Source organism: Cumulibacter manganitolerans, assembly GCF_009602465.1.
Lineage (GTDB): Bacteria > Actinomycetota > Actinomycetes > Mycobacteriales > Antricoccaceae > Cumulibacter > Cumulibacter manganitolerans.
Genome location: NZ_WBKP01000002.1, coordinates 48,191 through 64,111, shown reverse-complemented (window position 1 = coordinate 64,111; position 15,921 = coordinate 48,191). Strand labels below are relative to the sequence as shown.

General features: G+C 70.1%; 11 protein-coding genes and 3 tRNA genes. 11 read left to right on the top strand and 3 right to left on the bottom strand.

Features of this window, described 5'->3' with window-relative positions; all coding sequences use genetic code 11:
- Positions 1-173 precede the first annotated feature (173 nt).
- Complete coding sequence (locus tag F8A92_RS01075) at positions 174-1,811, bottom strand: AMP-binding protein (RefSeq protein ID WP_153502746.1); 1,638 nt, start codon at positions 1,809-1,811, stop codon at positions 174-176.
- A 239-nt stretch (positions 1,812-2,050) separates the two neighbouring features.
- Here F8A92_RS01075 and F8A92_RS01070 point away from each other — a divergent pair, with 239 nt between their 5' ends.
- The 5 genes from F8A92_RS01070 to F8A92_RS01050 all read left to right on the top strand — a co-directional run bounded on the left by F8A92_RS01070 (position 2,051) and on the right by F8A92_RS01050 (position 5,593).
- Complete coding sequence (locus F8A92_RS01070) at positions 2,051-3,190, top strand: CaiB/BaiF CoA transferase family protein (RefSeq protein ID WP_153502745.1); 1,140 nt, start codon at positions 2,051-2,053, stop codon at positions 3,188-3,190.
- Positions 3,191-3,422: 232 nt separating this feature from the next.
- Positions 3,423-5,168: a metallophosphoesterase family protein gene (locus F8A92_RS01065; protein ID WP_153502744.1), complete on the top strand. Its 1,746-nt coding sequence runs from the start codon at positions 3,423-3,425 to the stop codon at positions 5,166-5,168.
- Between the two features lie 124 nt (positions 5,169-5,292).
- Positions 5,293-5,365 (top strand) — tRNA-Glu (locus F8A92_RS01060).
- Between the two features lie 37 nt (positions 5,366-5,402).
- Positions 5,403-5,476: transfer RNA gene (locus F8A92_RS01055), tRNA-Asp, on the top strand.
- A 40-nt stretch (positions 5,477-5,516) separates the two neighbouring features.
- Positions 5,517-5,593 (top strand) — tRNA-Phe (locus tag F8A92_RS01050).
- 12 nt (positions 5,594-5,605) lie between these two features.
- On the opposite strand, the gene F8A92_RS01045 is transcribed toward F8A92_RS01050, so the two are convergent.
- Complete coding sequence (locus tag F8A92_RS01045; RefSeq protein ID WP_228389091.1) at positions 5,606-6,079, bottom strand: CinA family protein; 474 nt, start codon at positions 6,077-6,079, stop codon at positions 5,606-5,608.
- A gap of 330 nt (positions 6,080-6,409) precedes the next feature.
- On the opposite strand from F8A92_RS01045, the gene F8A92_RS01040 reads away from it, so the two are divergent.
- The 6 genes from F8A92_RS01040 to F8A92_RS01015 all read left to right on the top strand — a co-directional run bounded on the left by F8A92_RS01040 (position 6,410) and on the right by F8A92_RS01015 (position 14,031).
- A complete protein-coding gene (locus F8A92_RS01040; protein ID WP_153502742.1) occupies positions 6,410-8,080 on the top strand; it encodes a phospholipase C in 1,671 nt (556 codons plus the stop codon).
- Between the two features lie 215 nt (positions 8,081-8,295).
- Entirely contained in the window at positions 8,296-9,966 is a 1,671-nt protein-coding gene (locus F8A92_RS01035; protein WP_153502741.1) for a VaFE repeat-containing surface-anchored protein, read from the top strand.
- A gap of 99 nt (positions 9,967-10,065) precedes the next feature.
- Positions 10,066-10,602 carry a MaoC family dehydratase gene (locus F8A92_RS01030; RefSeq protein ID WP_153502740.1) on the top strand — a complete coding sequence of 179 codons (537 nt, stop codon included), beginning with the start codon at positions 10,066-10,068 and terminating at the stop codon, positions 10,600-10,602.
- 75 nt (positions 10,603-10,677) lie between these two features.
- The gene (locus F8A92_RS01025; RefSeq protein WP_153502739.1) at positions 10,678-11,976 is read left to right on the top strand and encodes a 3-hydroxyacyl-CoA dehydrogenase; all 1,299 of its coding nucleotides are present in this window, start codon (positions 10,678-10,680) and stop codon (positions 11,974-11,976) included.
- Positions 11,977-12,042: 66 nt separating this feature from the next.
- A complete protein-coding gene (locus F8A92_RS01020; protein ID WP_228389090.1) occupies positions 12,043-13,542 on the top strand; it encodes a flavin-containing monooxygenase in 1,500 nt (499 codons plus the stop codon).
- Between the two features lie 54 nt (positions 13,543-13,596).
- Positions 13,597-14,031: a QcrA and Rieske domain-containing protein gene (locus tag F8A92_RS01015; protein ID WP_153502738.1), complete on the top strand. Its 435-nt coding sequence runs from the start codon at positions 13,597-13,599 to the stop codon at positions 14,029-14,031.
- 6 nt (positions 14,032-14,037) lie between these two features.
- Here the strand turns inward: F8A92_RS01015 and ligD are convergent, their stop codons facing one another.
- Positions 14,038-15,921 carry a non-homologous end-joining DNA ligase gene (ligD, locus tag F8A92_RS01010; protein WP_153502737.1) on the bottom strand — a complete coding sequence of 628 codons (1,884 nt, stop codon included), beginning with the start codon at positions 15,919-15,921 and terminating at the stop codon, positions 14,038-14,040.

Here is a 15,921-nt window from a genome sequence, read left to right as displayed (position 1 = left end):
TTTCCACAGCACGCATGGCACTCGAGGGAGCCCTGCGCCGGAGGATGCGGTGGATTCCCGAGGTGCAGCAAGATTGCTGCATCAGGGGAAACCTACCGACTGGTAACCGGCCGGTGGGCGGCGAGTGGTCGACAGCGAGGTGCGACTCGCCGACTGGGACGGCGAGACGCGAGCTAGGCGGTCTTGGTGGACGCGGCGGCCTCGAGGCCGAGCTGCTTGATCGAGGTCTCGCGCATGTCGACCTTGCGGATCTTGCCGGTGACCGTCATCGGGAACTCGTCGGCGACGATCACGTACTTCGGGGTCTTGAAGTGCGCGAGGCGGCCGTGGCAGAACTCGCGCACCGCGTCGGCGTCCAGCGGCGCCGCGGCCGACGGCTTCATCTTCACCCACGCGCACAGCTCCTCGCCGTACTTCTCGTCGGGTACGCCGATGACCTGGACGTCCTCGATGTCCGGGTGGGTGTATAGAAACTCTTCGACCTCTCGCGGGTAGATGTTCTCGCCGCCGCGGATCACCATGTCCTTCAGCCGGCCCACGATGTTGCAGTAGCCGTCCTTGTCCATCGTCGCGAGGTCCCCGGTGTGCATCCAGCCGTCGACCACCGCCTCGCGGGTCTTCTCCTCGTTGTTCCAGTAGCCGAGCATCACCGAGTACCCCTTCGTGCAGTACTCGCCGGTCTCGCCGTACGGCACGGTCTCGCCGGTCGCCGGGTCGACGATCTTGATCTCGATGTGCGGCAGCACCCGGCCGACGGTCTCGGTCCGCCGTTGCAGGTTGTCGTCCGGCCGCGTCTGGCAGGACACCGGCGAGGTCTCCGTCATGCCGTACGCGTTGGTGATGCCCTCCAGGTGCATGTCCGACGCGATCCGCTTGGCCACCTCGATCGGCACGTTCGAGCCGGCGATGACACCGGTGCGCAGCGACGACAGGTCGCGGGGATGCTTGTCGAGTTCGGCGAGCATCGCGATGAACATCGTCGGGACGCCGTACAGCACCGTGCACTTCTCGGCGACCACGGCATCGAGGGTCACCACCGGGTCGAATGCCGGCGCCGGGATCACGGTGCAGGTCCCGTGCGTGAGGGCGCCGAGGTTCCCCATCACCATGCCGAAGCAGTGGTAGAAGGGCACCGGCAGGCACACCTTGTCCTGCTCGGTCCACTCCTGCATCTCGCTCATGAAGTAGCCGTTGTTCAGGATGTTCCGGTGCGACAGCGTGGCGCCCTTCGGGAACCCCGTCGTCCCCGACGTGTACTGGATGTTGATCGGGTCGGTCTGCTCCAGGCCGTCCATCACCGCGTGGATCCGGTCGACGTCCGCCTCGGTCGCCATCAACGCGTCCCAGCTGTCCTCGCCGAAGAAGACCAGCCGCTTCACGGTGGGTGTGTCGGCCTGGACGTCGTGCAGCATCCGCTGGTACTCGCTGGTCTTGAACGCCACCATGGCGACGACCATCGAGATCTCGGCCTGGTTGAGCACGTAGGCGAGCTCGTGCGCCCGGTACGCCGGGTTGATGTTGACCAGGATCGCGCCGATCTTCGCCGTGGCGTACTGCGTGATCGTCCACTCCGGGCAGTTGGGCGCCCAGATGCCGACGCGGTCGCCCTTCTGCACGCCCAGATCCAGCAGCCCCGTCGCGACGCGGTTGACGTCCTCGTCCAGCTGCTTCCAGGTCCAGCGCCGGCCCGTCGGGCAGTCGACGATCGACTCGCGATCGGGGAACCGGGCGGCCGTCTTCTCCAGCATCGCGCCGATGGTGTCCGTCAGCAGGGGCGGCTGGTCATCGCCCTTGCGGTAGCTCTCAGTCATCGCCTGTACATCTCCATAGCGTGCGAGGCGCCCGAGGCGCCCATGCGGCAACAGCAGGTGCAACCCACCCACCCGTTCATCCTGCCCACCGCAAGCAGAGTTGGGTAGGTCACATCGAGACGATACCCGCGGGACCACGTCGGCCCTATCCAGGTCGACGGTCGACCAAGCGCCCGATTTCCTATAGAACTTCTAGCAACCGCCAATCGATCCGGCGTATGCCGGGAAGGAGCCACCGGATGGGACCCCTCAAGGGCATCAAGGTTGTGGAGATCGCGAGCCTCGCGCCCGCGCCGATGGGAACGACGATCCTCGCCGATCTCGGCGCGGAGGTCGTCCTGGTCGACCGGCCGAACGCCGGACCGGGAGGCTCGCGCACCGGCGACGGCAACCCGATGCGCCGCAACCGCAAGTCGATCACCCTCGACCTGAAGAAGCCCGAGGCGCTCGAGGTGCTGCTCAAGCTCTGCGACGAGGCCGACGTGTTCGTCGAGGGGTTCCGCCCCGGCGTGACCGAGCGCCTCGGCATCGGTCCGGAGGACCTCGCGGCGCGCAACCCACGGCTCGTGTACGCCCGGATGACCGGCTGGGGCCAGACCGGCCCGCTGGCGCAGACCGCGGGGCACGACATCGACTACATCGCGATGACCGGCGTCCTGCACATGCTCGGCAAGGCCGGCGACAAGCCGCAGTTCCCCGCCAACCTCATCGGAGACTTCGGCGGCGGCGGCATGCTGATGGCCCTCGGCATCCTGGCCGCTCTGGTCGAGCGCAGTGTCTCCGGCAAGGGCCAGGTCGTCGACGCGGCCATGGTGGACGGCGCCGCCCAGCTCGGCAGCTTCATCTTCGGATTGCGCGGCGCGGGGCAGTGGAACGAGCCGCGCGGCGAGAACCTGCTCGACGGCGGCGCCCCGTTCTACGACACGTACGAGTGCGCGGACGGCGGCTACGTCGCGGTCGGCTGCATCGAGCCGCAGTTCTACGCCGAGTTCCTCAAGGGGCTGCAGATCGACCCGGCGTCGCTGCCCGACCAGCACGACCGCAGCCAGTGGGCCGCGACCAAGGCCCGCTTCGCCGAGGTGCTCGGCAGCCGCCCGCGCGCTCACTGGGAGCAGGTCTTCGAGGGCACCGACGCCTGCGTCGCGCCGATCCTCTCCCCCGAGGAAGCCGTCGTGCACCCCGCCAACACCGAGCGCGCGGTGTTCACCGAGATCGCGGGCGTCCCCCAGCCGGTCGGCGCCCCGCGGTTCAGCCGCACCGTGAGCGACCTTCCGACCGCGCCGCCGTCCCCCGGCCAGGACTCGGACGACATCCTGCGCAGCGTCGGCCTCTCCCCGGAGGACATCCAGCAGGTCAAGGACGCCGGGGCGCTCGGCTAGCACCTCGACGGAACGATCCGCCGCTCGCCGGGCGGCGGGTCGTCCTGGCCGAAGACCGACCAGCAGAGGTCGTTGCGCAACCGCCGATCGTCCAGGACGGGCGCGCGGACCGCGGCGGGCGGCAGCGCGCGTTGCCAGCGGCACTCGCGCCGGCCGGCCGGTTCTCCGGCGGCCGCCCGCACCGCCTCGATCGCGTACGCCGCGGACGCGCCGCGTCGCTAGACTCACTCGGATGCCAGGTGAGTCGTTCCCCGATACGCCGCCGGATCGCCGTGGCGAGGCCGATCCGGTCGGTCGGCGTGACCCTGACCGGGACGCCGGGGCACCGACCGAGCACCACCACTCCGACGACGCCGCCGAGGTGCCGCACGGGCACCTGGCCGCGGCCGCCTTCGCGGGTGTCGCGGACAACGAGTCGGTCCGCAGCGCCTGGCGCAAGCATCCGGTGGCGTCCATCCTCACCCGCGTCGTGGTCGCCGTCGCCGGCGTCCTGCTCGGTGTGCTGATCGGCGGGCATACCACCGCGGACGTCGGCCCCATCCACGTCAGCGCCGACCTCCTCGTCGGCTCCGGCGACGCCACGCTGCGCATCCCGCCCCTCGGGGCGCTCGACGTGGATGCGTACAAGGGCCCCTTCAGCCTCCAGATGACCGTGCTGACGGTCGATCGGGCCAAGGCGACGGCGTACGTCAACGGCAGCAAGAGCCTCGACGAGCTGACCGCGGCCGTCGAGTCGGACCTGCAGTCCGCCCTCACGACGCTGTTGATCAAGACCGTCGTCTGGGCCATCGTCGGGGGCGGCGTCGCCAGCCTCCTCGTCTTCCGGCGAACCCGCGAGGTGCTGGTCTCGATCGCCACCTCGATAGCGCTCATCGCGCTCAGCGGCGCGATCGGCTACGTGACCTTCGACGCGAAGGCCTTCCAGCAGCCGAAGTACACCGGTCTTCTCGAGCAGGCGCCCGCGATCGTCGGCAACGTCAGCAACTTGGCCGACAAGTTCGCCGACTACCGCAAGTCGCTGGTCAAGCTGCTGACCAACGTCTCCACGCTCTACACGACGGTCTCCACGCTGCCCACCGACCCCGGTGTCGCCGACACGACCAAGGTGCTGCACGTGTCCGACCTGCACATGAACCCTGCCGGCTTCGATCTGATGAGCAACCTGGTCAAGCAGTTCAAGGTGGACTTCGTGATCGACACCGGTGATCTGGTCGACTGGGGAACGCCGCAGGAGGCCGCGACGTTCTCCACCATCGGCGCGCTGAAGGTGCCGTATGTGTACATCCGCGGCAACCACGACTCGAAGACGACCGAGGCCCAGGTCGCGAAGTACCCGAACGCCAGGGTGCTCGACCAGACCGAGGCGGAGGTCGACGGCATCACCATCGCCGGCGTCGGCGACCCCCGGTTCAGCCCCGACCGCACGACGTACGACGACTCGACACTCAACGAGGCGGCCGCGAAGGCGGCCAAGGAGTTCGCGGCATACCTCGAGGCGGTGCCGAAGAAGCCGGACATCGTGCTGTTCCACGATCCGGGTCCCGCGAAGCTGCTGAAGGACTCCGGGCCGCTGATCCTCTCCGGCCACAAGCACAAGCGCTCGGTGAGCGCCGTGGACAAGGACACCCTGCTGATGGTGCAGGGCTCGACCGGCGGGGCGGGGCTGCGCGGCCTCGAAGGCGACAAGCCGACCCCGTTGACCGCGTCGGTGCTGTACTTCGACTCGGCCACGCACAAGCTGCGCGCCTGGGACGACATCACCGTCGGGGGTCTGGGCCAGACCGACGTGTCGATCAACCGCACCTTGGCGCCGCAGGCCGTCCAGGAGGCCGAGGAATCGGCCGCCAGCATCAGCTCCAGCGAGCCGTCGGAGTCGACGTCGAGCGCCAGCTCGTCCAGCCGGCCGCCGTCGGGCGCCCAGCAGCCGGCCTCCACCTCCGCGCCGCCCACCGAGGCGGCGACCACCAGCGGTCCGTGAGCGGGTCGCTGCCGTCGAGTGACAAACCGCACGCCGGGTGGCGCCGCTGTCTAAGAATCCCGTATGCTTCTCTAGCCCCAAACGACGGGGATCCGAACCTGGATATCTGTCGCGCGGAGGGTACGGCCCCATCGTCTAGCGGTCCAGGACTCTGCCCTTTCACGGCAGCAACACGGGTTCGAACCCCGTTGGGGTCACGAGGTACTATCAAGTGCTTCAGAAACTGAATAGCAAGGCCCTGTGGCGCAGTTGGTTAGCGCGCCGCCCTGTCACGGCGGAGGTCGCGGGTTCAAGTCCCGTCAGGGTCGCTTCACAAGCGATCGCGACATTGCAGTACGTCGCAAGCAAGGCCAGGTAGCTCAGTTGGTACGAGCGTCCGACTGAAAATCGGAAGGTCGGCGGTTCGACCCCGCCCCTGGCCACCACACGAGCGCTGGTCAGTCGCCCAGCGCCTCACCGAGAAGCTCCAGAGCGGCGACCGCGAACGCCTGCATGTTCGCTTCGCGATCGTCCGACCCCGTCTCCATCGCCCTGGACCGCTCGGTGGTTCCCACTACGCTCAAGCAGCTGTGGCCGGGCGCGTCGCCGTACCGATTGCCGGTCGGACCGGCCGCCCCGGTCTCCCCGATGCCCCACGTCGCGCCGAGCCGGCTGCGCACCCGGTCGGCGAGCGCGAACGCGTAGGGCTCGCTGGAGGAACGCATCCCCGTCAGGTCGGACGCCGTCAGCCCGAGCAGCTCTGCGCCCGCCACCCGGGTGTAGACCACCGCGCCGCCGACGAAGTACGCAGAGGAGCCCGGCTGGGCCAGCAAGGCCGCGGCGATCAGACCGGCGGACGACGACTCCGCGACCGCGACCGACTCACCGCGCTCCCGAAGCCGTTCCGCGACCTTCTTCGCTGCTGACAGCACCGGCTCCATGAGTCCTCCCGAGGGTCCCCGCGATCTGCGGTGGATTAGTGAACGCTGTTCGCCGATTAGCGTGCACTACTCCACCGCAGAAGGTTGGCGGGGGTCGTCGGCGACCACCAGCGGGCTCTCAGGATCGCCACAGAGTGGTGGGACCGAGGTGTGCGCTGCGACCCCGTAACGAACGGCGCGGCACGGATCGGCGTCGTCGCGCTGAACAGCGCACCAATCCTCCGTTCGCGTGCTGGTGCCCGAGCCGACGGACGGCGAGAGTGGCAGACGGTCGGCCGCCCACTCCGGCCGACAGCCCCCGTCCACTCCCTAAGGAGCGCAATGCCCAGCTCACGCGTCGTGAGAACCCTCGGCGTCGCGGCCACCGGCGCCGCGATAGCGTTCTCCGGCCTCGGCCCGGCGTCCGCCGATCCCGTCGCCTCCGGCAGCACCGCCACCCCGATCAAGCATGTCGTGGTCATCTTCGACGAGAACGTCTCCTTCGACCACTACTTCGCGACCTACCCGAACGCCGCCAACGTCGCGGGCGAGACGGCGCAGGGCACCGGCACCCCGGCGCCGGCGTTCACCGCCGCGCCCGGGACGCCGAAGAAGATCGACACGCTGGCCAACGCCGGCCTGCTCGCACCGAACAACCCGAACTCGGTCCAGCCGCAGCGCCTCACCCCTTCGCAGGCCGTCACGTGCGACCAGGACCATACGTACACGAACGAGCAGAAGGCCTACGACAGCGGAAAGATGGACCTGTTCGTGGAGTCGGTCAGCAAGGACGCCTGCGCCACGACGCCGAACGCGTACGGCCGTCCCGGCCTGACGATGGACTACTACGACGGCAACACCGTCACGGCGATCTGGAGCTACGCCCAGCAGTACGCGATGAGCGACGCGTCGTACAGCACGGTCTTCGGCCCGTCGACGCCCGGCGCGCTGAACCTCGTCTCCGGGCAGACCCACGGCGTGCGCTCGTACGACCCGACCACCCGGCAGCAGACCGCCACGCCCGATGCCTACACCGTCCGCGTCCCCGACGCCGCCGGCGTCGGCACCGTCACGAACGACCCGGATCCGGTCTGGGACGACTGCTCCTCGACCAAGCACCCGCTGGCCGGCATGGACGGGCCCAACGTCGGTGACCTGATGAACGCCAAGGGCGTCACGTGGGGCTGGTTCCAGGGCGGCTTCCGGCCCACGCAGGCCGCCACCGCCACCTCCCGCGCGGTGTGCGGGCAGAGCCACCAGAACGTCGCCGGCAACACCGTTCCGGACTACTCGCCGCACCACCAGCCGTTCCAGTACTACCAGTCGACGGCCAACCCGCAGCACCTGCCGCCGGCCTCGTCGGCCGAAATCGGCAAGAACGGGCAGGCGAATCACCAGTACGACCTCACCGACTTCGAGGACGTCGTCAACTCGGACAACATGCCGGAGGTCTCGTACCTGAAGGCGGGCATGTACCAGGACGGCCACGCCGCCTACTCGGACCCGATCGACGAGCAGGCGTTCCTGGTCAAGTACATCAACATGATCCAGCAGTCCAAGAACTGGAAGGATACGGCGATCGTGCTGGCCTACGACGACTCGGACGGCTGGTACGACCACAGCGCGGCGAAGGTGCTCAACGCCTCGAGCTCGCCGGACGACGCAGCCTGGTGCAAGGACGCCGCAGCCGCCGGCGTGCCGATCGCCGGTGGCTACCAGGATCGGTGCGGACCGGGCCCGCGCCAGCCGCTGCTCGTGATGTCGCCGTTTGCGAAGCGCAACTACGTCGACCACACGCCGACCGACCAGGCCTCGATCCTGCGGTTCATCGAGGACAACTGGCACCTCGGCGAGATCGGTGACCACTCCGCCGACGCGTGGGCCGGCGATCTCACCGGCCTGTTCGACTTCCATCACCCGAAGGCGCCCTCCGTGCTGCTCAACGGCGACGGCACCGTCGCCTCCAACAGCAAGCCCGTCCCGGGGAAGAACCCGGGAGCCGGCACCGACTAGTCCCGCAGCGACGAGGGGGCGTACGCCGATCCGGCGTACGCCCCCTCGTCACGTCCACGGGCCCGTTCGCCGTGCGCCACCGGTGCGCCGCCCTCGTCAAGCCGCTGTCCACAGCTCCGCGCCCGTCCACAGAACGGCCGCGGAGCGTTCGACGCCGTCCCCGGCAGTTTCTAGTTTTCCGGTCATCACGTCCGCCACGACCTCAGGTGACCGTCATGACCGCACCCCGCATCAGCGCCACGATCGGCGTCGCCGCGACCCTGTTCGCGCTCCTTCCCCAGCACGCGCACGCCGAGCCGTCCCCGGGCCCCGCGCCCTACTTCGCCGGTGAGCACGTCGACACGGGCCTCCATCTGCGCATCGCGGGCCACGGGCTGATGGGTACCTATACCTACGATGTGACGGCGAGCAACGGCCCACACGCCACGGCGTACTGCATCGACCTGAACACGACGTACCGCAAGGGTGCGGCGCTTCGCGAGGCGCACTGGGCGGACGCGCCGGTGATCGCGCCGTACGCGACGCAGGTCAACTGGCTGCTGCATCACAGCTACCCCTACCTCGCGCTCGAGAAGGTCGTCGCGGCCGAGCCCTTCGACAACGGGCTCTCGATCGGCGAGGCCGTCGCCGCCACGCAGGCCGCGGTGTGGCACTACAGCAACGGCGTCAACCTCACAGCCTCCGACGTGGCGGGCTCGGCCGGTGAGCGGCACGACGTGCTCGCCCTCTACCAGCACCTCGTCGGGCCGGCGAACGTCGGCATGAGCGAGATCCCCGACACGACGCTCTCGCTGACCGCCGACGGCACGAGCGGTGTCGCCGGCTCGCGGATCGGCCCCATCACCCTCACCACCTCCGCGACGGCGACCCTCGCGCTCACGAGCGCACCGGCCGGCAGCCGCATCGTCGACGCCCAGGGCCGGCCGGTCGGCGGCACCACGACGTCCACCGAGCTGTACGTCGAGGTGCCCGCCGACGCCGGTCCCGGCTCGGCGACCATCACCGCATCCACCGCCGTCCAGACACCGACCGGCCGCATCTTCACACCGACCGCCTCCGACCCCGAGTCGGCGACCCAGTCCCTCGTCCTCGCGACCGTGCAGCCGGGCACCGCCGAGGCAGTGATCACGGTCCCGTGGCGAGCCCGTCCCGCGCTCGGCACCACCGCGACCGATCGCGCCGATCACGACAAGCTGGTGCTGCCCGGCGGCATCGTCTCCGACCTGGTCGCCTACCGGGGGCTGATCGCCGGTCAGACCTACACCGTCGTCGGCCGGCTCATGGACGTGGCGACCGGCAAGCCCACCGGGACGACGGCGTCCACGACCTTCACCGCCACGGCGACCAGCGGCTCCGTCCGCGTCGATATCCCGGTCCCGGCCGGCACCGCGCCGGGTGCCGCGCTGGTCGTCTTCGAGAAGGCGTACGACGCCACCGGCGCGCTCGTCGCCGAGCACAGCGACCTCGGGTCCCAGGCGCAGACCGTCACCGTCGCCGCGCCGCCGCCCACCACCTCGGCTCCCCCTTCTTCCACACCTCCGCACCCGACCACCCCGTCCGCGCTGCCGGCGACGCCCACCACGGCGCACCCCAGCGCCACCCAGGCCGCCCCGCCGGTCACGACCTCGCTCACTCCGGCCCCGGTCACGACCGGCCCGCCTCCGACGACCACGCCGCCCGCTGCGACCTCAGTCACGCCGCCCGCGGCGCCGACGTCGTCCGCCGCGCGGGCGACGGCCGGGCCGTCGACGTCCGCCGGGCCGATGGCCGGCAAGGCGCTCGCCGGCACCGGCACGGACGGTGGGCGGTGGGCACTGATCGCCGGCTCGCTGCTGCTGCTCGGCGGCGGTGCGGCGCTGCTCGGGCGACGGCGCGGCAGCAGCTGACCGGTCACCGCTCGGCCACCCCGCAGGCAGGACCGAACCGGATCGCGTCGACCGGCACAATGACGGCATCGCACCCCGACAGAGCAGGAGCACCACCTCGTGTCAGAACCCGTCGATCGACCAGAGCAGCGAACCACCCGCCCGACGACGTCGGAGGCGCCTTTCGACCCGGCGCAGCATCGGTTCGGCGATGCGGCGTACCTCGAGGATCTCCACGTCGGCCAGCGGTTCTACATCCCGTCCCGCACCCAGACGCCCGCGCTGTTCAGTGCCTTCCAGCTGGCCAGCGGCGACAACCACCCCATCCACTACGACCGGCCGTACTGCCAGGCGCGCGGGCACCGCGACCTGCTCGCGCACGGGCTGCAGGTGGCGATCCAGGCGGCGTCCGGCGCGGGCGTGTTCCCGCACGTGCTCGGCGACTCGCTGATCGCGTTCATCGACCAGTCCTCACGCTTCCTCGCGCCGGTGTACGCCGAGGACACGCTCTACCCGATGCTGGAGATCACCGACCTCACCCCCAACCGCAGCACCGGCGTCGTCACCGTCGCCGTCACGATCCACAACCAGGACGGCGTCCTGGTCATGGACGGCCGGCACCGCTACCTCATCCGGCGCCGTCCCGCGCAGGCCTGAGACCCGCAGCCGCCCACCTGCGGCACCGAGGATTCGTTAGGATCGCTAACGAGTAGCCAACCACCGGGAGCCTTCATGAGCCAGCAGAGCGCAGCCGACTACCTCCGCGAGGCGGAGCAGACCGCCGTCCGGGTGGACGACATCCCCGCCGACACGCCGGTCCGCAACGTGGGCAAGGTCGGCGTCATCGGAGCCGGCACCATGGGCGGCGGCATCGCGATGGTGTTCAGCAACGCCGGTCACGATGTGGTCCTCGTCGAGCAGGCCCAGGAGGGCCTCGACCGGGGCCTGGCGACGATCAAGGGCAACTACGACCGCACCGCCGCCAAGGGCAAGATCAGCGAGCAGGACGTCGCCGAGCGCATGGGGCGCATCACCCCGTCGCTGTCCCTCGACGACCTCGCGGACGTCGACCTCGTGATCGAGGCGGTGTTCGAGGACCTCGAGGTCAAGAAGGACCTGTTCGCCCGGCTCGACAAGATCGTCAAGCAGGGCGCCATCCTCGGCACCAACACGTCGCGGCTCGACATCGACCAGATCGCGGCCGCCACCGAGCGGCCGCAGGACGTCATCGGCCTGCACTTCTTCAGCCCCGCCAACGTCATGCGGCTGCTGGAGGTCGTCCGCGGCGAGAAGACCGCGCCCGACGTCATCGCCACCTGCATGCAGCTCGCCCCGACGGTCGGCAAGAAGCCCGTCCTGGCGCGGATCTGCGACGGCTTCATCGGCAACCGCATGCTGACGCCGTACCGCCGGGAGGCCGAGTTCGTCCTCGAGGAGGGCGCCACCCCGGAGCGGGTGGACGGCGTCCTGAAGAACTTCGGCATGGCCATGGGGCCGTTCGCGATGGGCGACCTCGCCGGCCTGGACGTGAGCTGGGCCGGCCGCAAGCGGCAGGCCGCGACGCGCGACAAGTCGCTGCGCTACTCGACGGTCGCGGACCGCATCTGCGAGGCCGGCCGGTTCGGGCAGAAGACCGGCGCCGGCTGGTACCGCTACGAGAAGGGCGACCGGACGCCGATCCCCGACCCGGAGATCGACGCGCTGATCGAGAAGTCCGCCCAGGAGGCGGGGATCGAGCGCGGCGAGGTCTCCGACCAGGAGATCATCGACCGCACGATCCTCGCGCTGGTGAACGAGGGCGCACAGCTGCTCGACGAGGGCATCGCGCAGCGCGCGTCCGACATCGACGTCGTGTACGTCAACGGCTACGGCTTCCCCGCCGACCGCGGCGGCCCGATGCACTGGGCCGAGCAGCGCGGGCTGGGCGAGGTGCTCGCCAAGATCGAGGAGTACCACCGCATCCACGGCGCGTACTGGAAGCCCGCCGAGCTGCTGCGCCGGCGGGTCGCCGACGGCGCCGACCGCTTCTAGATCTCCCCGGCGCGCGGGCCGTCGCGGCGGGTTGTGCGCGCCCGCGCGGTGCCGGAGAATCCACGCATGTCGATGGCTGACTCCGCTTCAACAGCGTCCGAGGTCGACGTGGTCGTCGTCGGAGCCGGCCTCTCCGGAATCGGAGCGGGCTACCGGCTCCAGCAGGCGCATCCGGAACGCAGCTACGCCATCCTCGAGGCGCGCGACGCGATCGGCGGCACCTGGGACCTGTTTCGCTACCCCGGCGTCCGCTCCGACTCGGACATGTACACCCTCGGGTATCCGTTCAAGCCGTGGACCAGCCCGCAGATGATCGGCTCGGGCGACGACATCCGCGAGTACGTCGCCGAGACCGCCCGCGAGTTCGGCATCGACCGGCACATCCGCTTCGGCAGCAAGGCCACCGACGCGGCGTGGTCGAGCGAGACGCAGCGGTGGACCCTCACCGTGACGCACGGCGGCGAGCGGCGCGAGATCCGCTGCGCGTTCCTCTACCTGTGCGCCGGGTACTACCGCTACGACCAGCCGTACGATGCCCAGCTCCCCGGGCTGGACCGGTTCGCCGGCACGGTCGTGCACCCCCAGTTCTGGCCCGAGGGCCTCGAGTACGCCGGCAAGAAGGTCGTCGTCGTCGGCTCCGGCGCCACTGCGGTCACCCTGGTTCCCGCGCTCGCCGACAGCGGCGCGGCGCACGTCAGCATGCTGCAGCGGACGCCGACCTACATGACGGTGCTCCCGACGGAGGACCCCCTCGCCAGGAAGCTCGACGGCTCGCGGATCCCGCCCAAGATCGTCGACAAGATCAACCGGGCCAAGAGCATCGCCGGGAACTCGCTCATCTACCAGCTCTCCCGCCGCCGGCCCGAGACCGTACGCAAGATGCTGCGCGGCATCCTGGAGAAGGCCGTCGACGACCCGGCCGTGCTCGATCGGCACTTCACGCCGACGTACCAGCCGTGGGACCAGCGGCTGTGCCTGGTGCCGGACGGCGACCTGTTCCGCGCGATGAACGACGGGCGCGTCGACGTCGTCACCGACCACATCGAGACCTTCCTCCCCGAGGGCGTGCGGCTGCGCTCGGGGGACGTCCTGGAGGCCGACATCGTCGTGACGGCGACCGGCCTAGCGCTGGAGGTCGCCGGCGGCATCGCGCTCAGTGTGGACGGCGAGCAGGTCGACCCGGCGCAGCGGTGGCAGTATCGCGGGCTCATGCTCAGCGGCGTACCGAACGCCGCGGTGTGCTTCGGCTACATCAACGCCTCCTGGACGCTGCGCGCCGACCTGTCCTCGCGCTACGTGTGCCGGCTGCTGTCGTACCTCGACGAGCACGGCTACGGTGTCGCGATGCCGATCGCGCCCGGCGACCTCGATGCCCGTCCGATGCTCGACCTGCGCAGCGGCTACGTCACGCGCAGCGCCCACCTGCTGCCGCGCGCCGGGGCGGCCGCGCCGTGGCGGGTCCGGCAGAACTACGCGCTGGACGCGCTGCACATGCGGCGCGCCGATCTCGCCGAGTCCATGCAGTTCACCGCCAAGAAGCGGCCGGCGGCCGTTACCACCGGCTAGCGGTGGTTCTGGGACACTGGTAGGCGACCGACACGTCAGGAGCCTGCCACCCTCATGTCCGCCCCCCACGATCCCGAAGTCGCTCGTCTCGGCGCCGCCACCCGCCGCTCGTTCATGGCCGGCACGACCGCCGTCGCCGCCGCCGTTGCGCTGACCGCGTGCACGGGCCAGGGCGGCGGTCCGCAGCGGGCCAAGGTCTCCAGCGGCGACCGCATCGGCCGGGTCGACGCGGTGCCCGTGGGCGGCGGTCGGGTGTTCCCGAAGGCGAGCATCGTGATCACCCAGCCGGTCAAGGGCGACTACGTCGGCCTGTCGGCGATCTGCACGCACCAGCAGTGCACGCTGCGCGAGGTGAGCAACGCGACGATCTACTGCGGCTGCCACGGCTCGGAGTTCACCCTCGAGGGCAAGGTGCAGAAGGGCCCGGCCACCGCCGACCTCGATCCGCGGAAGATCAAGGTCGATGGCGACTACTTCGTCGTGGCCTAGGACCGGCTACTCGCGGACGACCTGCGCCGGAGTCTTGTCCGGCCGCCACCCCTTCCAGACCGGCTGCCGAAGCCGGCCGGACGACGTCCACTCGGCGTAGGACACCTCGGCGACGTAGACCGGGCTGACCCAGCGGGCACCGCGAGCGTCTGCCGGGGGGACGCCGGTGGCCTGTGGCGTACGGCGTTCGATCTTCGCCAGCTTCTTCAGCGTCTCGGCCAACACCCGGTCGCTCAGTCCGCTGCCGACCTTCCCGGCGTACACCATCTCCTCGCCGTCGGGGACGGCGAGCAGCAACGACCCGAGCGTCGCCGACCGGTTGCCCTGGCCGGGGCGCCAGCCCACGACCACGACCTCCTGTGTCTGCTGGTGCTTGAGCTTCAGCCACGCGGTCGTGCGCACGCCGGGTAGGTAGGGGCTGTCGAGCCGCTTGGCGACGATGCCCTCGAGCTCGAGGTCGGCGCTGCGCTGCAGCGCCTCGTCGGCGGTGCCGTCCAGCGGCGGCGGGACATGCGTGTGCTTCCCGTCCGCGACGAGCTCCTCCAGCGCCGTACGGCGCGCCGCATAATCCCGCTCCAGAAGGGATTCCCCGTCGATGTCGAGGACGTCGAAGAGCATCATCTGCACGCGGATGCGTGACGAGCTCGGCCGCTCCTGGAGCCGCTCGAAGCTCGGCCGCCCACTCGCGTCCAGAGCGACGATCTCGCCGTCGAGCACGCAGTCGTGCGCCGCGAGCTCGGCGATCTCCTGCAGCTCGGGATACGACTTCGTCAGGTCGATCCCGTTGCGGCTGGTCAGGACGACGGAACCGTCGCGGACGGCCGCCATGGCGCGGTAGCCGTCCCACTTGACCTCGTAGGCCCAGCCGTCGCCGCGCACCTGCCCGATCCGGCCGACGCTCGCCTGCATCGGGCGCAGCGGTCCGCGCCTGCGGGGCGCCTCGGGCGCGGCAGCAACGACCACGGGTGCCTCGACGTCCGACCCCTCGACGTCCGGTGGCTGGCCGCCGTCGAGACCGGCCATCGGATCACCGATGCGTTCGAGGCGCTCGATCACCTCGTACATCTCCAGGTGCCGTAGGCCGGGAACGATCTCCGCCCACTCCCGGGGACAGGCGACCTGTGGGGTCGGCGTACCGCGCAGCGAGTACGGCGCGACCGTCGTCTTCGCCGCGTTGTTCTGCGACCAGTCCAGCAGCACCTTCCCGCCGCGCAGCGACTTCTTCATGTCGCTGACGATGAGGTCGGGATGGTCGGCCTCCAGCGCACGCGCCAGCGTGTGCGCGAACTGCGACGCCTGCTCCGACGTCTGCTCGCCGTCCAGCCTGGCGTAGAGGTGGAGGCCCTTGCTGCCGGAGGTCACCGGCACACTGTCCAGCCCGACGTCGTCCAGGATGTCCTTGCACAGCAGGGCAACCTCGACGCAGGACTCCAGATCGGCACCCGGTCCCGGATCGAGATCGAGCACCAGCCGGTCCGGGTTCACCGGGTCGTCGCCGTCGAACTTCCACTGCGGCACGTGCAGCTCGAGCGCGCCCATCTGCGCGCACCACACCAGCGTCGAGGCGTCGTTGATGAGCGGGTACGTCACCACCCGATCGGAGTGCTTCATGCTTCGGCGCGCGATCCACGACGGCGCACCATTGCCGAGGTTCTTCTCGAAGAACACCTTCCCGGGCGTTCCCGCGTAGCCGACACCGTCGACGAAGCGTTTGCGCGTCGCGGGCCGCATCGCCGCGTGGAGCACGAAGTACGGCGCGACGGCCGCGTAGTAGGCGAGCACTTCCTGCTTCGTCGTCCCGCTCGTCGGGTACATGACCTTGTCGAGGCTGGTGAGCCGCAACGACCGTCCGTCGATGCGAGTGGCTGCGGGCAGGTCGGGGCGGGTCAT